Below are 18,583 nucleotides of genomic sequence, written 5' to 3'. Positions count from 1 at the left end.
ACATGATCGGTCAACGGCAGGGCGATACCGAGGTTCGAGAAGGGGCGGCCTGGTCGTGTCTTGTCGAGCACGCGCCCGACGGGCTCGCCGTCATCGACGAGGACGGCCGGTTCGTCCAGGTCAACGAGGCCGGGGCTGCTCTGTGCGAGTCCCCGGCCGGGGAACTGATCGGGACGCGGGCGCCGTTCGAGCTCGTACACGGATTCTCGGCAGACCGGCTCGGCCTCTTCGACGACGGCCCGGACGAACAGGTCTGCACCTGGGTCGCCCCGAGCGGCAACCGCCATGAGTTCGCCTACCGGACGCGCTCCGTGCCGGGCCACCGTACGGTCGTGGCGTTCCGCGACGTGAGCGCGGAGCGCCGTCGTCGGCGCCGGGTCGTCGCCATGGCCCGTACGGCGGCGAAGCTGGCGTCGGAGGGTTCCATCACCGACATTCTCGACGCGCTCGCCCGCGAGGTCCTGGGCGCGGACATGCTGGCCGCGGTGCAGATCATGACGCTCGACGAGTCAAGGGAAAGCCTGCAGATCATGGGCACGGCCGGGTTCCCGCCCCGGAATGACTTCTTCGCCCTGATCATGGCGTGCCGTGACCGCGGTGCCACGCTGCACATGATGGATGCCATCGAGCGGGGAAGACCGGTCGTGGTGCCGGACCGGGGCGCCCTCATCCAGACGGACCCGGCCTGGGAGCCCCTGCGGGAACATCTCGGCACTCCGGAGTGGGACTGGTTCGCGAGTGTTCCGCTGCTGATCCGCGGACGGGTCACCGGCGTCATGAACGCCTTCTTCGCCCCTGGTCAGGTCGTTGGACGGCGCACCCTCGAGTTCCTTGAGGCCATGGCTGACCAGGCAGCCGTCGCCGTGGACTACGCGGCTCTGGTCCGCAGCGAACGGGAACTGGCCCGGCGAGAGGAGCGTCGTCGGCTGGCCCGGGATCTGCACGACTCGGTCGTGCAGCAGGTGTTCTCCATCGCGATGCAGGCCAAGTCGATGTCGGTGCTGGGTGCTCAGGCGGACGCTGTTCCGGGCGAGGGCGTGCGGCGGATCGCCGACGAGGTCGGAACGCTCGCCAGAACAGCGCTGACCGACCTCCGCGCGATGGTCCACGAGCTGCGGCCCCCGTTGTTCGCCGAACTCGGCCTGGAGGAGGCCGTACGCGCCTTCGTGGACAGCACGGCGAACCGCACGGGGCTGCGCTTCGACCTCGACTTCGGCTTGGGCCTGGCACATGTCGCCGCGGAGACGTCCGAGGACGTCTACCGGATCGTGACCGAGGCCGTCCACAACGTGGTCAAGCACGCGGAAGCCGACTCGGTGACGCTCCGGACGGAAATCCGCGACCACACGCTGGCCGTGACCGTCACGGACGACGGCAGAGGCATCCCCGGCGAACACACGGCGGACACCGCGTCCGGCGGGGGCTACGGACTCACCAGCATGCGGCAGCGGGCGGAGCACTGGGGCGGCACGTTGTGGATCGGCCCTCGCACGGGCGGTGGGACATCGGTCCGTGTGGTGATCCCGCTTCCGCTCACGGTTCCGGCGGCCTCGGGCGGCCGTACGGTCCACGGCTCGGCGGGCCAGGTGAAGGGCTTGCCGTTGGGAAACGCTCTCGACCGATGACACAGGGACGAGGACTCACATGCGAGTGATGATTGTCGACGACCACGCGGTGGTCCGCCGCGGTATCCGAGCCTATTTGGAGGTGCTGGGCGAATTCGAGGTGGCCGCGGAAGCCGCCGACGGGCAGCAGGCACTCGACCGGCTCCGGGAGATGTCCCTGCACGGGCAGTTGCCGGACGTCGTGCTCGTCGACCTGCTGATGCCAAGGATGGACGGTGTGGCGGCGACCGCCCACATCACCCGTGCCCACCCGGACGTCAAGGTCGTGGTGCTCACGAGCTTCGGCGAGATGGAACGCGTGCACGCGGCCCTCTCGGGCGGGGCGTCCGGCTACCTCCTCAAGGACGCCGAGCCGGACGAGGTCGTCGCCGCATTGCGTGTCGCGACGCGTGGCGACGTCTTCCTGCACCCCTCGGTGGCCCGCCGTCTGACCCAGGAGGTCGTGTCGCCGCCCACCGGACTCAGCGCCCTGACCGGTCGCGAACGGGACGTGCTCATCCTGGTCGCGCAGGGGCGCTCCAACCAGGAGATCGCCGACGCCCTGGTGATCAGCGAACGCACGGCCCGTACTCATGTCAGCAACGTGCTCCGCAAACTCCAGCTGACCTCCCGGACCCAGGCAGCCCTCGTCGCGGTGCGCGAGGGGCTTGTGCCGCAGCAGAACACGGCATGAGCGCGTACGTCATTCGTCGCGAAGCGACGCCGACATCAAGCCCGTGCGATCGGGACACGAGGGCGATGGCCTGCGGACGCCCGCGACCTACGGTCGGAGCAGACCGCCCGGCAGTGCGCCGGCGCGCAGCCCGATCCAGGGAGCACCGCATGACAGGCCGAAGCAGGCTGGAGCCGCCGTGGACGTATGTCTTCGACGGCCCCACCAGCCGTCGAGGACACCGGATGAACAAGCTCTTCATGTCCCTGCGAGAGGAGGGTGCCCGCGAGGAGTTCCTGGGTGACGAGGCCGCCTACTGTGTGCGGTTCGGCCTTTCGGACGAGCAGGCCCGAGCGGTCCTGGTACGGGACTGGCAGGCGATGATCGACCTCGGGGGCAGCATCTTCTACGTCTACAAGCTCGCCATGATGGACGGGCTGTCCATGCAGTATCTCGGCGGTGTCTTCACCGGCATGTCCGAGGCCGAGTTCAAGGCGGCGATGATGGCGGGAGGACGGACCGATGTCTGAGGTCATCTGGGGACTGGCCACCTCTCACGTCCCCTCCATCGGGGCCGCGATGGACCGCGGCAGGACGGCGGACCCCGGGTGGGCACCCCTCTTCGAGGGTTATCAGCCGGCCCGTGAGTGGCTGGCGCGGCGCACCCCGGACGTGGCGATCCTGATCTACAACGACCACGCCAACGGCGTCGACCTCGACATCGTGCCCACCTTCGCCCTCGGCACCGCCGAGCGGTACAGGGTCGCGGACGAGGGCTTCGGGCGTCGCCCGGTGCCTGATGTGGTCGGGGCTCCCGAGCTCTCCTTCCACCTTGTGCAGCAGCTGATGGACGAGGGGTTCGACCTCACCGTTTTCCAGGAACTGGACGTCGACCACGGTTTCACCGTGCCGCTGTCGGTGTGGACCCCGAACCCCGGTGACACCTGGCCCTGTCCGGTCATCCCCCTGCTGGTCAACGTCATCCGGTACCCGCAGCCGACCGCCGCACGATGCTACGCGCTGGGCCAGGCCCTCGGGCGGGCGATCGCGTCCTTCCAGGGGGCCGGTACGGTCGGCATCCTCGGGACCGGTGGCATGTCCCACCAGCTGGCCGGCGCCCGGGCCGGGTTCGTCAACCCGGACTTCGACCACATGTTCCTCGACGCCATCGCGAACGACCCGGAGAAGCTCGCCGCGCTCAGCCGCGAGGACTACATCCGTGAGGCCGGCTCCGAGGGCATCGAGCTGATCATGTGGCTCATCATGCGCGGTGCCCTGAACGAGCGGGTCCGCACAGTGCATACGGCCTACCACGTGCCCGCGTCCAACACCGCCGCCGGTCTCGCCCTCTTCGACAACCGCCCGGACAACACGGACTGACGAGGCACGAGGCTTCAGTGCTGCTGCCAGTCGCGGTCGACCCTCAGCCTCACCAGGCGCAGTTCGTCGCCCTCGGTGACGAACACGGCGTGGTACCGGCCGAGGGCGGTCATGACGGGTGGGTCCGTCTCGAGCGACCACCGCTGGTACGCCGCCCGCCCCACGACACCGGGGCCGTGGGCGGCGACCTCGACCTCGACCTCGTGCAGCAGGTGCCGGGTGCGGCCGCCCGCGGTGAACGCGGCACGGTAGACCTCGGTCAGCTCCTCGACGCCGCGGTACTCCGGCCCGCCGAAGCTCACCGAGGCTTGCCGCAGCTCGGCGAGCACTCCGCTCATGTCGTGGTCGTCGACGGCGCGCAGATAGCGGACGAGGGAGTTGACCACGTTGTGCCGGGCGCGGACCGGACGCAGGTCCGCGGCCCGGTGCTCGGAGCTCATCGAGCCGCGGAGGTGGGCGCGTGCAGAGCGGCACCGAGGTGATGGAGCAACGTGGTGAGGTCCTCTGCGTCGGCGGCGGTGCCGTAGACGTAGAAGTCGGGCCGGATCAGCACGGCGACCGCGCCGAGCTGCGCCAGCCATTCCGCGTAGCTGCCGGTGGTGTCCACGACCCGGCCCGTACCGGGCTCGGTGTCCAGGGCGACGACCTTCCAGCCGAGGCCGGCCAGCAGCGCGGTGTCCTGCGGGCGCAGCCGCTCGCGCAGGCCCGGGTCGGCCAGCAGCAGCACGCCGCCGGGGCCGACGACGTCGTCGAACAGCCCGCGCCGGGCCCCGTCGTCCACCTCGGCCTGGACGGACAGCAGACCGCCGCCGGCGTCATCCCGCCGCAGTCCGGCTCCCAGGCGCGGCAGCGGCCGCGGCGGCTGCTCGACGCCGGCGGCGAGATCGGCCCGCATCGCGGTGTCCCGCTCCGCCGCGGCGTCCGGGTCGGCCAGGCAGATGACCTCGCCCAGCTCCATCGAGGCCTGGATGAAGTGCCGGACGTGCTCGGCGCGTTCGGGCCCGTAGCTGTCGAGGATGTCGTCACCGGCGCGGCCGTCGAGGACCAGTTCCAGCTTCCAGGCGAGGTTGACCGCGTCGCGCAGGCCGCTGCACATGCCCTGGCCGGCGAACGGCGGCATGAGGTGCGCGGCGTCACCGGCGAGCAGCAGCCGCCCTTCGCGCCAGGTGTCGCACCAGCGGGCCTGGAAGGTGTAGACGGTGTGCCGTTCGAGCTTGGCGCTCTGCGGGGTGATGCCCCACGGTTCGAGCAGCCGCCACGCCGTCTCCTCGTTGCCCAGCTCGTCGGCCGTCTCGTCCGGCAGCCGCATGAACTCGAACCGCCGTCGGCCGGGGCCGCCGGGCACCAGGGTGGTGGGCCGCCGCGGGTCGCACAGTTGCCAGGCGGCCGGGGAGAAGTCGAAGCCCTCCAGCGGGGCGTGCATCAGCAGGTCGACGACGAGCCAGTCGTGGAAGTAGCCCAGGTCGGTCGCGGTCGACCCGATCCACGACCGGACGAGACTGTTCGCCCCGTCGGCGCCGATGACGTATCGGGCGGTGACCGTGCGCCGTTCGCCGGTCGCCGACCGCGCCTCCACGGTGACGGCTTCCGCGTTCTCGGTGTGGGTCACGGCCTCCCAACCAGGCAACACCGTGACGGATTCGAGGAGTTCGACCCGTGCGTCGAGGAGTGCCTCCAGAGCGGGTTGGTAGAAGAAGTGGCTGACGTGCCAGCCCGACGGTCCGAGGCCGCGCCAGTCCATCCGCAGCAGCGGCCGACGGTCGGCGGACCGCCACTCGTAGAACTCCTTGTAGGGGCTGACGACATCGGTCACCGAGTCCGGCGGGACCCCGACGGACTGGAAGATACGGCCGACCTCGTCGTCGAAGTGCACCGCCCGGGGCAACGGGTAGGCACGCGGCCGGCGTTCGATCACCACGACGCGCTTCCCGCGCCGGCCCAGCAGCAGCGCCAGGAGCCGGCCCACGGGGCCGTATCCGATCACCACCACGTCGGCGTGCAACTGCTCGGCCACCGCTTCGTCCGTCCCTGTCATAGCGCCTTCCTCGGGTTCGTGACTCGCACCATGAGAGCGACAGTAGGAATGAGTGCCCCGGGCATCGAGACACATCGCGCACGGCCGCGGCCGGTTCGCGCATCGCCGTCGCCCGGCTTACCGGTTCATGAGGCATCCCTTACGTCCGCCCCGTGGACCACAGGGGGCCCGAAGCGTAGAAATCAGCCAGGCAAACCGTGTGACGACGAAGAGGTGCCGTATGCACGCTGACACGCAGGCCCGGCCGTCCTCGTCCGGTCTCCCCGACCTGCCGTACGAGGCATTCCTCGACGCGCCCAACGAGGTCACGGCCTCCGACTTCGGCCTGTTCCGGGACACCCTCAACCGGCACTTCTACCCGGCGCGGATCGACGCGCTGGGGCGTCGGCCGGCCTCGTGGCAGCCGCGGATCAGCGCCGTGCACCTCGCGCTGACGACCATCGGCTACGTCCGGCCGGGGACCACGGCCAGCGTCGACCCCGGGGAGCTGCCCGCCTACCACGTGAACGTCGTCCTCACCGGCCAGGTCCTCTCCCGGTGCGGCGAAGAGGAGGCGCTCGCCTCGCCGCGGACGGCGACCGTCTTCAGCCCCGGCCGGCACACCACGTTGCCCCGGTGGGAGGCCGACGCCACCCAGCTGTCGATCAAGATCACCCGGAACCGGGTGGAGGAGGAGCTGGCCGCCCTGCTGGGCCGACCGGTCGTCAAGCCCATCGACTTCCACCTGGCGTTTCCCGTCGACGGCGGCCCGGGCCGGCGGTGGATGTCGATCCTGTCCGCCCTGCTGCACTCGGTGAACGTCCCCGGCGATCCGCTGCCCGGACACCACCAGGAACTCCTAGAACGGAGCCTGGTCACCGGCCTGTTGCTGTCCCAGCGGCACTCCTACACCGAACAGCTGCTCACCGGTCCGCACCCTCCCATGCCCCGCGGGACGCTGGACCGGGTCGTCGAGGAGATCGAGCGCGCGCCCGACCGCCCCTACACCGTCGCGGACCTGGCCCGGCGGTCCGGCATGAGCGCACGCAGCCTCCAGTACGCCTTCCAGGAGCGCTACCAGATCAGCCCGATGCAGTTCGTACGTCAGGTGCGGCTCGATCGCGCTCATGACGACCTCGCACAGGGCGCCGGTTCCGTCGCCGACATCGCCGCGCACTGGGGGTTCACCAACCCCAGCCGCTTCGCGCGCGCCTACCGTGACCGTTTCGGGGAGTTCCCCGCCACCACCCTCGGCACCGCCCGCGGCCGAGTGCGTCGCTGAGAGGTCCGCCGCCGACGCGCGCCACGGCGTTGCGCGGATCGGCCGCGCCGCTTGCGCGAAGCGGCTGCCCTCGACCCCTCCTTCCCGTGCACGGTGATGGCCGCAGTTGTCCGCATCACACATGGAGGGGCTTCCGTGAGCGCCGCACCACCATCCGCGGGCCCGCTGAGCGGGCTCGTCGTGGCCGACTTCTCCCGCGTGCTGGCAGGCCCGTACGCCACCATGCTGCTGGCCGACCTGGGCGCTGAGGTGATCAAGGTCGAGGGGCCCGGAGGGGACGACACCCGCAGCTGGGTCCCCCCGGTCCGCGGCGACGTCGCCACCTACTACCTGGCCATCAACCGCAACAAGCGGTCGATCACGCTGGACCTGAAGGACCCCGGCGACCTCGCGCTCGCGCACGAACTGTCGGCGCGGGCCGACGTGCTCATCCAGAACTTCAAACCGGGCGGTCTGACCCGCTACGGCCTGGACCACGACACCGTCCGCGCCCGCAACGAGACGGTCATCTACTGCTCGATCAGCGGTTTCGGTACCGGCGCCGGGGCGAAACTGCCCGGCTACGACCTGCTCGTACAGGGCATGTCCGGGCTGATGAGCCTCACCGGCGACCCGGACGGGCCGCCGTTCCGCGCCGGCATCTCCGTCTTCGACGTGATGACGGGCCTGCACTCGGCCATCGGGATCCTCGCCGCGCTGCACCACCGGGACCGCACGGGCGAGGGACAGCACGTGGAGACCAATCTGCTGTCCTCCGCGCTCTCCGCGCTGGTCAACCAGACCTCCGCCTACGTCGCCGGGGATGTCGTCCCGACCCGGATGGGCAACGCGCACCTGAGTCTGTTCCCCTACGAGCCACTGCGCACCGGCGACGGCGAACTCATCGTCGTGGCCGGCAACGACGGCCAGTTCCGCAAGCTCGCGGCGGCGATCGGCCGCCCGCACCTCGCCGCCGACCCGCGCTTCGACACCGTGGGCAAGCGCAACGACCACCGCGAGGAGCTACGGCCCCTGCTGCTGGAGGCGCTGGCCACGAAGAGCGCCCAGGAATGGTTCGGTGTCCTCACCGACGCGGGACTGCCCTGCGGGCCGATCAACACCATCGCGGGAGGCGTCCGGCTCGCCGAGGATCTCGGCCTGGAACCGGTCGTGGAGGCAGGGGACGGCGACGACTCCGTCCCTACGGTCCGCAACCCCGTCCGGCTGTCCCGGACACCGGCGACCTACCGGCTCCCGCCACCCGCGCTCGACGAACACGGCACCGAGGTCCGCGCCTGGCTCACCGCCCCACGGGAGGACGACCGTGACCGATGAGACCGACGACCGGGAACGTGTCGACCGCCCGGTCTATCCCACCGCGCTCGGTGCGTCGACCCCTACGGCGATCACCCTGCTCGGCACTGATCTGGCCCAGGACGTGATGGGGAAGGTCGGCTTCGGTGAGCTGGCGTTCTGGCTGGCCGCCCAGCGGCGGCCCACACCGGGGGAGACCCGGGTGTTCGAGGCTGTGCTCGCGGCGCTGGCCGACCACGGCTTCACCCCGACGGCGATCGTCACCCGGCTGACCTACCTGTCCGCTCCGGACTCCGTGCAGGGCGCCCTCGCCGCCGGGCTGCTCGGCGGCGGCTCCCGCTTCCTCGGGGTCACCGAGGACTGCGGCCGGTTCCTGCACGACGTCCTCACCGGAGCGGACGGCCCGTTGCCCACCGACGACGCGGGCTGGGACGCCCTCGCCCTGGAGACCGTACGGGCGCAGCGCGCGGCCCGCCGGTTCGTTCCCGGCCTGGGGCACCACGTGCACAAGGACGGCGACCCCCGCGCCCCACGGCTGCTGCGGATCGCTGCCGAGGAGAACCAACTCGGCCCGCACCTGTCCCTGTTCGCGGCGATCGGCCGGGTCCACCCGCAGGTGCTGGGCAGAAAGCTGCCGCTCAACGGCGCCGGAGTCTGCGGCGCGGCCCTGGCCGACCTCGGACTGCCCCTGGAACTGCTGCGCGGCTTCGCGCTGCTGGCCCGCACCGCCGGCCTGATCGGGCAACTGGCCGAGGAACTGCGCCACCCGGTGGCGAACGAGATCTTCCTGGCGGTGGACCTCAACAACCGGTCCGTCGCTCCGGACCCCTACCTGCCCGACCCCCTTGCCCCCCACGACACCGACGGAGGCCGTCATGGCTGAACTGGCCGCGGTCATCGCGTCCACCCACCACCCCTTCTACTACCGCACCAGCACCGCCACCGGCGAGGACCGCCCGCCGTTCGCCGACGAGTGGGTGGCCAAGATCGAGCGCTTCCGGCAGACCCTGACCGCCGCCGAGCCCGACGTCCTGGTGATGATCGGCAGCGACCACTTCCACCAGCTGTGGCTGGACAACATGCCGCAGTTCCTGATCGGCAAGGCGCCGGTGTTCGACGCCAACTGGTACAACGAGGAACGCGAGTTCGGCCTGCCCCGGATGCTCCTCAAGGGCGAGGAGGACCTCGCCGCGCATCTGCTGCGCGACGGTCTGGACCGCGACTTCGACCTGGCCTTCTCCAACGAGCTGCGCATCGACCACAGCATCACCTGCCCGATCATCACGCTGCGCCCCGAGGCCGACCTGCCCATCGTGCCGGTCTACACCAACATCTTCGCCCCGCCGCTGCCGCAGCCGAAGCGGTTCGTCCAACTCGGCCGGGCGATCCGGGAGATGGTCGAGTCCTGGGACAGCGACAAACGGGTCGCCGTCATCGGCACCGGTCATCTCTCGCTGGAGCTGGGCGGCCCGCGTCAGTTCGGTGAGCACGGTCCCGACCCGGAGTTCGACCGCAAGGCGGTGGAGTGGATCGCCTCCGGAGACATCGAGGGCTGTCTGTCCGAGGTGACCCTCGACAGCCTGCACGCCCCCGGCAACGCCACCCACGGGTTCATGGACTTCCTGCTGATGATGGGGGTGGCCGGCGAGGGCAGGAAGGCCGACCACGTCGACACCCTCGACCTGTTCCACACCATGGAGGCGTACTTCACCTGGTATCCCGGCGGCACGCCGCGCGCGGCGGAGGTGACCCGGTGAGCAAGTACCTGCTGAACAAGTTCCTCTACACCGTCGACCGCGACCCCGAACTGGTCGAGCGTTACCGCACCGCTCCTGCCAACACCGTCGACTGGTGGGAGGACGAGATGGCCGGAAAGCTGCTCAACTGCATCGACGCCGAGCGGACCACCTGGCTGTCCTTCACCGAGGACGAGCGCGACGCGCTGCGCCGGCACGACCACGTCGCCCTGTTCGAGATGGGCGCCCACCCCTTCCTCACCCTCACCCTCTTCATCGCCCTGTTCGAGCGCGACCACGGGCCGCTGGAGTACCAGAGGGCGTACGCCGAGCGCATGAAGCACATCCGGATGCCGTACCCCGACATCACCACATGAGCAGACAGAACGGTCCTCGCCGCTGAGGACATTCCCTGAAGGGAAACCGCCCGTGAAAGCAAACCCCGGCACACTGCGCGCCCCCGCCACCCCGTCGTTCCTCCTGCTCACCGCAGTGATCGCCATGTTCGAGGGCTACGACCTGTCCGTGTACGGCACCACGGTGCCGTCTCTGCTGGCCACGCCGTCCTGGAGTCTCTCCGCGGGGGAGGCTGGTGACATCGGGTCGTTGACGGCGTTGGGCATGCTCATCGGTGCCGGCGTCGCCGGGGCGACGGGCCGTCGCATCGGTCCCCGCCGCGTCATGTTGAGCGGCCTGACGTTCTTCTCCCTGTGCATGCTCGCCGCCGGCCTGGCAGGCGGCCCCAGCACTTTCGCCACGTCCCGCTTCCTGGCCGGCGTGGGTCTGGGCGTCGTGCTTCCCATGCTGACGGCCGTCGTCGCCGAGATGTCCCCCGCCGGGCGCCGCGCCCGGAACATCGGTGTCGTCATGGCGGCTCAGTGTTCGGGCGCTCTCGGCGCCCCGCTGCTCGGAGCCTGGCTGCTGCCCGACGTCTCGTTCCGCGTCCTGTACTTCGTGGGCGCGACGGCGCTCATCACCGTCGTTCCCTGGGCCCTGCTGCGGCTGCCGGACAGCCCGCTCCACCTGCTGCGCACCGGACGTCCCGAAGAGGCCACCCGCGTCGCCGCGCGGTTCGGTCTCCCCGAGCCGCAGCTGCCGGACGAGGCACCGAGGGACCGTCTGCTGGGGCTCGCCCCGCTGCTCTCGCGCGGGCTGGCACTCACGACCGTGTTGTTCTGGCTGATGACGTTCTGTGGACTTCTGCTGAGCTTCGGCTTCAGTACCTGGTTGCCCACCATCATGCAGCGAGGCGGGTTCTCCACCGGCAGCGCGCTCACACTGACCAGTCTGTCCTGGATCGGTGCGGGCATCGGCCTGGTCCCTGGCGGTCTGCTGGCCGACCGTCTCGGTCCCCGCCGGGTGGTGGCCGGTGTCTTCCTGGCCGGCGGCGTCGGCCTGCTGGTGATCAGCCGGGGCCCGGCCGACTGGCTGCTGTATGTGTCCCTGCTGGTGAGCGGACTCGGACTGCTCGGTGTGCAGGCCATAGTCAACGCCTTCCTCGTAGACCGGATGCCCCCTGAGCTGCGTACCTCTGCGGTGGGCTGGGCCCTGTCCGTCGGCCGACTCGGCGCCATCACGGGCCCCTCCCTCGGCGGCCGGATCCTGGACTCCGGACTTGACCTGAAATGGAACTTCTACATCTACGCCGGCGTCGGGGCCCTGGGCGCGCTGGCCGCAGCCTGTGTCCCGCGCCGCCGCGCCTCCCACCCGGAGACCCGGCCGCAGGCACCTCCCGCGGTCGTCCTCCACCCCGACTCGGCCACCTGACCGCTGCCGGCCCTGAGCTCGGCGGCGTCCGGGCCGTCGGCACCGCGAACGGCCCGGACGTCCGGTCCTCCTACGAAGGGCAACGAGAACCACCATGCGAAAGATCGCTCTCGAAGAACACTTCACCACCGCCGCCATGGAGCACTACAGCCTGCCCGGCGCCGCCTTGTTCGCACCGGACTACTGGAAGACCTCATTGCGACGGCTGCTCGACATCTCCGAGGTCCGGCTGGCCCAGATGGACCAGTACGGAATCGACGTCGAAGTTCTCTCGCTCGTCTCGCCCGGCATCCAGGCGGAGCGGGACACCGCCACGGCGGTGCGGAACGCGGCCCTCAGCAACGACTCCCTCGCCGAGATCGTGGCGAAGAGCCCCGGACGATTCGCGGGCTTCGCCGCACTGGCTCTGCAGGCCCCGGACGCCGCCGTCGCCGAACTGGACCGCGCAGTCACGCAGCTCGGCCTGCGTGGCGCGCTCATCAACGGCCACACGAACGGCGAATACCTGGACGCGGAGAAGTTCCTGCCCCTTTGGGAACGGGCCGAAGCCCTCGGCGTCCCCCTCTATCTGCACCCGGCCAACTCCTTCGACACCTGGCACAACCTGCGCGGTCACGAGGAGCTGATCGGCCCGATCTGGAGCTGGGGTGTGGAGACCGCCACGCATGCCCTGCGTATCGTCTTCTCCGGTGTCTTCGACCGCTTCCCGGGCTCCACCCTGATCCTCGGGCACATGGGCGAGAGCCTTCCGGGCATGCTCTGGCGCCTGGACACCCGCTGGGAGTTCGCGAACCGTCGCGGGGTCAAGCTCGACAAGGAGCGGCCCTCGGACTACATCCGCGAGAACGTCATGATCACCACGAGTGGGGTGTGCGCGCAGGCACCGCTGCTGGGCAGCATGCTCGCCCTGGGTGCCGACCGCATCATGTTCTCGACGGACTATCCCATGGAGGGCAACGCCGAAGCCGTCGCCTTCATCGAGAACGCCCCGATCAGCGAGATCGACCGGGCGAAGATCTACCACCTCAACGCCGAACGCCTGCTGGGACTCTGACGACTCGTCAAGCGCTCACCGCTCCTGTGGGTGGGTGGCGAGCGCTTCCACGGTGACGTCCATCCACTTCCACATGGGCAGCGAGGTCAGGGCGTCGTGCAGGGCCGCGGGGTCCTCGGCCTCGTACAGGCCGATCGTGGCGTTGCGGCCCGGAACCCGCCAGAGCCGCATGAGCACGCCCGCCTCGCGCAGCTCCATGGCGCGCTCCCGTTCGCCCTGTCTCAGCTGCTCACGGACGCTGTCAGGGGTGTCAGCCGGCAGCCGGTTCTCGGTGCGGACCAGGAATTCCATTGCGGTCTCCTCTCAGTGGACAGGTGGCCGGGAGCGGTCATCGGGCGGCGATCTCCAGCAGCAGGGCGGCCAGCTCGTCCGGGGCGGTCACCATGGCCTCGTGACCGGTGGCCAGCTCGTGCACCGGCCAACCGCGGCCCGCGGCGCGCTTGGCCTGCCCGGTGAAGACCCGCATCCAGTCGACGCACTCGATGAACGCCCCCGGCACCAGGTCGGCCCCGCCGGTCAGCCAGAGCGGTTCGGTGTAGGTGAGCCAGGGGTGGGGGGTCAGCCGGGGGGTGAGCCACTCGATGTCCGCCTTCCGCGTCACCCCGAGTCTGTCCAGCGGCCGTACCGGGACGAGCCAGCCGAACCCGGGCCCGGTGACGGACTCGCGGTAGTGCCCGGCGACCGTCTCGGGGAGCAGGTCGATCGCGGAGTCGCCGTCGCCCCCCACGAACGCGTCGAGATGGACACGCGTGGACAGCCGCTCCGGTACGCGGTCGGCGACCCCGGTGACGACCTGGCCGGCGTAACTGTGCCCCACGAGGACCACATCGCGTGTGTCGTGCGCCTCCAGCAGTGCCACGACGTCCTGGACGTGCGTGGACAGTCCCACTTGGGGATGCAGCAGATGGGCCCGGTCGCTGAGGCCGGTGAGGGTGGGGGTGTACACCTCGTGCCCGGCCGCGCGCAGGGCCGGGGTCACGCGCTGCCAGACCCAGCCGCCGTGCCAGGCACCGTGGAGGAGGACGAATGTGCTCATGCGGGCGCCACCTTCTGCTCATCGGCACCGCGCCTTCTACGACGGTGACGGAACCGACGGTAGGGAGCGGCAGGTGGCTTCGGTAACACGCGAATGACCCGATCCGGGCGGAGGCTCGTCGCGCCCGGTCTACGTCATCCGTCGCGGGCGGCCTTGATCAAGCGGGCGCCGGCACGGAATCGAGCCCCTCGGCCGCGGCCTCGTCATGGTCGACGCGCGCCTGGCGGATGTCGTCGCGATGGGCCACGGCCCATTCGTGGAGCGCGGTGATCGGGGCGAGCAACGTACGGCCCAGTTCGGTGAGTTCGTAGTCGACGCGTGGTGGAACCGTGGCGTAGGCCTTGCGGCTGACCAGGCCGTCGCGCACCAGTTGGCGCAGGGTCAGCGTCAGCATCCGCTGGCTGATGCCGTCTATCTCACGGTGCAGTTCGTTGAACCGATGGGTGCGCTTGCCGAGCCGCACGACCACCAGGGTGCTCCACTTGTCGCCGACCCGGTCGAGTACCTCGCGGATCGGGCAGTCCTTGTCGAGGGGGTCGGGTACGGGCACAGCGCTGTTCGTGACTGACATGAAAGTGCCTCCTTACGTCCTTCTCGATAGTCACCCATCATTGGGTTACGCACAAGAGGTAACTACGCGGCCCCTGCTCAGCCCGGCTCTCGCCGATGCGCCGCCCCAGGGAGCTCTCTTCACGAAAGTGAGTCACAGCCATGCTTATTTCCCCGAGTCGTACCCGAAGAGCAGGACGGGTCCTGGTTGCCATGGTCACGGCCGGTGTGCTGTCGGGCGGGGTTGTGGCCGCCGCGGAGGCATCGCCCCGACCGGTCCGCGTCGCCTCGGCGCATGCCGGAGACCGGGAGGCCGCGGCGAACAGGGCCATAGTGGTCCATTTCTTCGACCAGCTGTTCAACCACGGCAACCTCGCCGTGATCGACAAGTTCGTCAGGCCGGACTACATCCAGCACCACCCGAACTCCCCGGACGGCACCGGAGCGTTGCGCCAGTACGTCACGGGCCTGCGCGCCGCCCACCCGAAGCTGCACGTCACCGTCGAGCGGGCCATCGCCGAAGGCGACCTGGTCCTGCTGCACTCCCACAGCGTGTCGGATCCCGGTGACAAGGGCCAGGCGGTCGTCGACATCTTCCGGGTCCAGGACGGGAAGATCGCCGAACACTGGGACGTGATCCAGGACGTGCCGGACAGCACCGTCAGCGGCAACGACATGTTCTCCACGCTGAGCGCCCCGCGCCGACAGTGGCCGGACCCGCGGGTGTCCACCGCCAAGAGCAAGCGGATCGCGACGACCATGTTCAACGAGGTGACCGTCGGCCGGGACGTCACCGCCTTCGACCGGTACGCCGTAGACCCCTTCTACCAGCACAATCCGCAGTCGCCCAACGGCGTCGCGGCCGCCAAGGGCTTCTTCGCCTCCGTCCTGGAGAACCCCGGCTTCAGCGTCAGCGTCGAGCAGGTCATCGCCCAGGGCGACTACGTCGCCGTCCACGCCCTCTACAAGTTCGCCCCCGACGACCCCGGTACCCCCGTCCTCGACCTGTACCGGGTCCGCGGCGGCAAGGTCGTCGAGCACTGGGACGTCATCCAGTCCGTCCCGGCGACCTAGGGGGCCCATGACAACACCGTGTTCTGACCGCGGTTTCTCCGCCACACCCGACGCACAGGAGAGAAGGACGACATGACGGAACGCCTCAGCTACGACATCGCACGCCAAGCCGCCGAGGCCACTCTGGAGATCGCACGCGCCGAGGGCCTGAAGGTGTGCGTCACCGTGGTCGACAGCAGCGGTGCCGTCAAGGTGCTGCTGAAGGACGACGGCGCCGCACCGATCGGCGTCGAGACGTCGCGACGCAAGGCGTACACGGCGGCGGTCATGCATCTGCCGACCGCCGAGTTCGCGGAGTTCGGCAAGGACTCCCACCTGATCGACAGTCAGCTGCTGGCCATCCCCGGCGGACATCCGATCGTTACGGACACCGATGAGGTCATCGGAGGCATCGGCGTCGGCGGTGCGTTGGCTGCCACCGACGACCGCCTCGCGGCAGACGGGCTGAAGAGCATCGCGGCCCTGCTGGCCTGAGCGGAACCAATCACACATTCAACGGGACGAGCACAGAAGGAGCCGACAATGATCGATGACACCCTCGTGGTCGAAGGTGTGGCCCACGACTACAACTTCCTGCCCGAGAACTGCGTCGACGAGGACAACGTGGGCCGCATGGTCGGCGAGCACATGCACCACCTCCACGGACAGTGGAGCGGGCCCGACTACACGATCGAGAAGTCGATGTGGATGGAGCACGGAGCCGGTCCCGAGGTCCTGGGCCGGGCCGTCCTCGCGGAGAGCCAGTCCGACATCATCGCCTACCACGAAACGCCGATCTACCACTTCTTCCATGACGGCGGATCCCCGCTGGCCACCGGCCTCGCCATGCGCGAACGCTGGCCGAACCGGGTGTTCCTCTACGGCGCGGTGTCCCCGCTGCGCCCCGGCGCGGTGCGACGCGTCGACGAACTCGTCGACGAGTACCAGGTGAACGCGCTCAAGTTCTACCCGTACGACCTGATCGACGGGCGGATCACCGGACTGGACATGAGTGATCCGAAGACGTCCTTCCCGGTGTACGAGCGCGCGCTGGAGCGCGGCGTCAAGGTCATCGGAATCCACAAGGCACTCCCGGTAGGACCCGGACCGGCGGGCTCCCTGCGGATCGACGACGTCGAGGGTGCCGCGCTGGAGTTCCCGGACCTGACCTTCGAGATCGTCCACGGCGGGCTGGCGTTCGTCGAGGAGACCGCGCTGCTGATGGACACCACCACGAACGTCGTGGTCAACCTGGAGGTGACCGCCTCCCTGGCACGTACCGCCCCGCGCCGGTTCGCCAAGGCGATGGGGGCGTTCCTCGCGGCGCGCAACGGTGCCCAGCGCATCATCTGGGGCACCGGCTGCCTCGCGGCCCATCCCCGCCCGTTGATCGAGGCGTTCTGGAACTTCGAGACTCCCCAGGACCTGGTCGAGGAAGAAGGCCTGGAGCCGCTCACCCTCGAAGCGAAGAAGGACATCCTCGGCCGCAACTTCCTGCGCATGCACGACATCGACGAGAAAGAGCTGCGAGCCCGGATCGCCGGCGACGAGTTCGACACCGACGAACTGGCGCCCGCCTGGGGCGGCAACGTGGAGCCGGTGCGGACAGAGGCGGCGTGATGAACGACGTCATCCAGACCTCGGACCGTGAGGCGCTCACCGAGGCGCGGGTCCGGGAGGTACTCAACGAGATCGTCGACCCATGCAGCACCGTCGCGGGCGTCCCGGCCGGCATGGACGACATGGGCATGATCAGTGAGGTCCAGTTCCGGGACGACGGCGCGGACGGTCGGCGGATCGGCGTGAAGATCACGCTCACCGACCCCACCTGCATGCTGCTGGCCACCTTCGTCAACGAGACGCGCATACGCCTCTCCGCCCTGCCCGGTGTCGTGGGCGTCGACGTCACCCTGGACCACGAGACGGAGTGGAGCGAGGACAGGCTCGCTCCGCACTACCGGCTGCGCCTCGACGAGCACCGGGCCGAGAAGCGCAGAAGGCTTCTGCCTTTGACGCCGCTGAACTCGGGGCGCAACGGCAAGGAGCGCTGATGAACGACCCGTCCGCGGCCTCGGCCGCATTCCGGGACCTGGCCGCGGTACGGGCACACAACGCCACGGTCACCCAGCGCTTCATGGAAGGTCTGAGCAAGGAGCCCAAGCCGGCCGCCACTCTTCCCCCGCCGGACGTCCGGGTGCTGCGTGACATGGTGTTCGGCCGCGCGGACAGCGCCGAGGGCGAGGTCGAACTGCGGATGAACCTCTACCTGCCCACACCGTCCCTCCTGCCGGCGCCGGTGATCGTGTGGCTGCCCGGCGGTGGCTGGCGTATGCAGCGCCGGGGAGTGGGGCCGAACCTGATCCGCCTGTTCGCGCGGCGCGGCTACGCGATGGCCGACATCGACTACCGCCCCAGCACCGGCGCGATCTGGCCCGCCCAGCTCGACGACGTCACCGCGGCGCTGCGCCATCTGCGTCGTATCGCGTCGGAGTACGGCCTGGACGCGGACGCGATCGGCCTGTGGGGGAGTTCGTCAGGAGCCCACCTGGCGCTGCTCGCGGGCTTCGCCGGAGCACGCCCGGACCGCGACGACGCGCCCGCGGTCCGGGCGGTGGCCGCGGGCTACCCGTCCACCGATCTGCTGCGCGTGTCCGAGGACGCCCTTCCCGGCGGCATCCTCGGCGACCAGGACCCGGACGACCCGTCCTGGGGCCTGCTGGGCGGCCGGCCCGCCGACCTGCCCGACCTCGCCCGCGACGCCAGCCCTGTCCACCAGGTCGGCCCCGGTGCCCCGCCGGTCCTGCTGCTCCACGGCGACGCCGACCTGGTGATCGGCCCGGCACAGGCCCGCAGACTGTTCGACGCCTTGGTGACCGCCGGCGCCGAGGCGCATCTCCTCCTGGTCCACGGCGTCGACCACGGCTTCCTCAACACGGCGGCCTGGGAGAACCCGGAAGCACCCTACCGGGCCACCCTGCACTCGTCGCGGGACGCGATGGGCACCGGCGAGCGCGAGGTCGTCCTCACCCCGGGCCTGGTCGAGCGGTTCTTCGACCGCCACCTGCGCGGGGACCCCTGGAACGGCTGAGACCAGCCCAGCCCACCGCACACAGGGCAGGACCGGTTCGGCGATCGATCAGCT

21 protein-coding genes are annotated in these 18,583 nt (G+C 70.0%); 16 read left to right on the top strand and 5 right to left on the bottom strand.

The annotated features are described in order from the left end of the window. Positions 1 to 2: 2 nt before the first annotated feature. From ACLZN2_RS34710 to ACLZN2_RS34695, 4 genes are all read left to right on the top strand, one after another. Positions 3 to 1,625: an ATP-binding protein gene (locus ACLZN2_RS34710; protein ID WP_416983420.1), complete on the top strand. Its 1,623-nt coding sequence runs from the start codon at positions 3 to 5 to the stop codon at positions 1,623 to 1,625. Positions 1,626 to 1,644: 19 nt separating this feature from the next. Further along, positions 1,645 to 2,298, top strand: a complete 654-nt coding sequence (locus ACLZN2_RS34705) for a response regulator (RefSeq protein WP_416983419.1) — start codon at positions 1,645 to 1,647, stop codon at positions 2,296 to 2,298. A 149-nt stretch (positions 2,299 to 2,447) separates the two neighbouring features. After that, a complete protein-coding gene (locus ACLZN2_RS34700; protein ID WP_381297892.1) occupies positions 2,448 to 2,807 on the top strand; it encodes a protocatechuate 3,4-dioxygenase in 360 nt (119 codons plus the stop codon). After that, complete coding sequence (locus tag ACLZN2_RS34695) at positions 2,800 to 3,657, top strand: class III extradiol dioxygenase subunit beta (protein ID WP_416983418.1); 858 nt, start codon at positions 2,800 to 2,802, stop codon at positions 3,655 to 3,657. The genes ACLZN2_RS34700 and ACLZN2_RS34695 overlap by 8 nt, the downstream gene beginning before the upstream one ends. 14 nt (positions 3,658 to 3,671) lie before the next feature. Here ACLZN2_RS34695 and ACLZN2_RS34690 read toward each other — a convergent pair whose 3' ends face one another. Together ACLZN2_RS34690 and ACLZN2_RS34685 are read right to left on the bottom strand one after the other, a co-directional pair. Beyond that, the gene (locus ACLZN2_RS34690) at positions 3,672 to 4,097 is read right to left on the bottom strand and encodes a nuclear transport factor 2 family protein (RefSeq protein WP_416983417.1); all 426 of its coding nucleotides are present in this window, start codon (positions 4,095 to 4,097) and stop codon (positions 3,672 to 3,674) included. After that, positions 4,094 to 5,692: a bifunctional 3-(3-hydroxy-phenyl)propionate/3-hydroxycinnamic acid hydroxylase gene (locus tag ACLZN2_RS34685; RefSeq protein WP_416983416.1), complete on the bottom strand. Its 1,599-nt coding sequence runs from the start codon at positions 5,690 to 5,692 to the stop codon at positions 4,094 to 4,096. The genes ACLZN2_RS34690 and ACLZN2_RS34685 overlap by 4 nt, the downstream gene beginning before the upstream one ends. Before the next feature lie 220 nt (positions 5,693 to 5,912). Here ACLZN2_RS34685 and ACLZN2_RS34680 point away from each other — a divergent pair, with 220 nt between their 5' ends. From ACLZN2_RS34680 to ACLZN2_RS34650, 7 genes are all read left to right on the top strand, one after another. Next, positions 5,913 to 6,953, top strand: coding sequence for an AraC family transcriptional regulator (locus tag ACLZN2_RS34680; protein ID WP_416983415.1), 1,041 nt, complete (start codon positions 5,913 to 5,915; stop codon positions 6,951 to 6,953). A gap of 96 nt (positions 6,954 to 7,049) precedes the next feature. Beyond that, entirely contained in the window at positions 7,050 to 8,267 is a 1,218-nt protein-coding gene (locus ACLZN2_RS34675) for a CaiB/BaiF CoA transferase family protein (protein WP_381297902.1), read from the top strand. After that, positions 8,257 to 9,129, top strand: coding sequence for a citryl-CoA lyase (locus tag ACLZN2_RS34670; protein ID WP_416983412.1), 873 nt, complete (start codon positions 8,257 to 8,259; stop codon positions 9,127 to 9,129). The genes ACLZN2_RS34675 and ACLZN2_RS34670 overlap by 11 nt, the downstream gene beginning before the upstream one ends. Next, positions 9,122 to 10,003 carry an extradiol ring-cleavage dioxygenase gene (locus ACLZN2_RS34665; RefSeq protein ID WP_416983411.1) on the top strand — a complete coding sequence of 294 codons (882 nt, stop codon included), beginning with the start codon at positions 9,122 to 9,124 and terminating at the stop codon, positions 10,001 to 10,003. The genes ACLZN2_RS34670 and ACLZN2_RS34665 overlap by 8 nt, the downstream gene beginning before the upstream one ends. Continuing rightward, positions 10,000 to 10,359 (top strand): hypothetical protein, encoded by a 360-nt coding sequence (locus ACLZN2_RS34660; protein ID WP_416983410.1) that lies wholly within the window; start codon positions 10,000 to 10,002, stop codon positions 10,357 to 10,359. Before ACLZN2_RS34665 ends, ACLZN2_RS34660 begins: the two co-directional genes overlap by 4 nt. Positions 10,360 to 10,411: 52 nt before the next feature. Beyond that, a complete protein-coding gene (locus ACLZN2_RS34655; protein ID WP_416983408.1) occupies positions 10,412 to 11,749 on the top strand; it encodes an MFS transporter in 1,338 nt (445 codons plus the stop codon). A gap of 94 nt (positions 11,750 to 11,843) precedes the next feature. Next, positions 11,844 to 12,803 (top strand): amidohydrolase family protein, encoded by a 960-nt coding sequence (locus ACLZN2_RS34650; protein ID WP_416983407.1) that lies wholly within the window; start codon positions 11,844 to 11,846, stop codon positions 12,801 to 12,803. Positions 12,804 to 12,818: 15 nt separating this feature from the next. Here ACLZN2_RS34650 and ACLZN2_RS34645 read toward each other — a convergent pair whose 3' ends face one another. The 3 genes from ACLZN2_RS34645 to ACLZN2_RS34635 all read right to left on the bottom strand — a co-directional run bounded on the left by ACLZN2_RS34645 (position 12,819) and on the right by ACLZN2_RS34635 (position 14,410). After that, positions 12,819 to 13,094, bottom strand: coding sequence for a muconolactone Delta-isomerase family protein (locus ACLZN2_RS34645; protein ID WP_381297913.1), 276 nt, complete (start codon positions 13,092 to 13,094; stop codon positions 12,819 to 12,821). A gap of 37 nt (positions 13,095 to 13,131) precedes the next feature. Continuing rightward, a complete protein-coding gene (locus ACLZN2_RS34640) occupies positions 13,132 to 13,839 on the bottom strand; it encodes an alpha/beta fold hydrolase (RefSeq protein WP_416983406.1) in 708 nt (235 codons plus the stop codon). Positions 13,840 to 13,996: 157 nt separating this feature from the next. Beyond that, positions 13,997 to 14,410 carry a winged helix-turn-helix transcriptional regulator gene (locus ACLZN2_RS34635; protein ID WP_381297917.1) on the bottom strand — a complete coding sequence of 138 codons (414 nt, stop codon included), beginning with the start codon at positions 14,408 to 14,410 and terminating at the stop codon, positions 13,997 to 13,999. A gap of 191 nt (positions 14,411 to 14,601) precedes the next feature. Between ACLZN2_RS34635 and ACLZN2_RS34630 the strand changes: the two genes are divergently transcribed. The 5 genes from ACLZN2_RS34630 (at position 14,602) to ACLZN2_RS34610 (ending at position 18,529) form a co-directional block, all read left to right on the top strand. Next, positions 14,602 to 15,462 carry an ester cyclase gene (locus ACLZN2_RS34630; RefSeq protein WP_416983405.1) on the top strand — a complete coding sequence of 287 codons (861 nt, stop codon included), beginning with the start codon at positions 14,602 to 14,604 and terminating at the stop codon, positions 15,460 to 15,462. Positions 15,463 to 15,534: 72 nt separating this feature from the next. After that, complete coding sequence (locus ACLZN2_RS34625) at positions 15,535 to 15,936, top strand: GlcG/HbpS family heme-binding protein (RefSeq protein ID WP_416983404.1); 402 nt, start codon at positions 15,535 to 15,537, stop codon at positions 15,934 to 15,936. A gap of 48 nt (positions 15,937 to 15,984) precedes the next feature. After that, entirely contained in the window at positions 15,985 to 17,061 is a 1,077-nt protein-coding gene (locus ACLZN2_RS34620; protein WP_416983402.1) for an amidohydrolase family protein, read from the top strand. Continuing rightward, entirely contained in the window at positions 17,061 to 17,492 is a 432-nt protein-coding gene (locus ACLZN2_RS34615; protein ID WP_416983401.1) for a metal-sulfur cluster assembly factor, read from the top strand. The genes ACLZN2_RS34620 and ACLZN2_RS34615 overlap by 1 nt, the downstream gene beginning before the upstream one ends. Further along, positions 17,492 to 18,529, top strand: coding sequence for an alpha/beta hydrolase fold domain-containing protein (locus ACLZN2_RS34610; protein ID WP_416983400.1), 1,038 nt, complete (start codon positions 17,492 to 17,494; stop codon positions 18,527 to 18,529). Before ACLZN2_RS34615 ends, ACLZN2_RS34610 begins: the two co-directional genes overlap by 1 nt. The last annotated feature ends 54 nt before the right edge of the window (positions 18,530 to 18,583 follow it).

This window comes from Streptomyces sp. T028, from assembly GCF_048159505.1.
Classification (GTDB): Bacteria; Actinomycetota; Actinomycetes; order Streptomycetales; family Streptomycetaceae; genus Streptomyces.
This window is presented reverse-complemented; position numbering and strand designations above follow the sequence as displayed.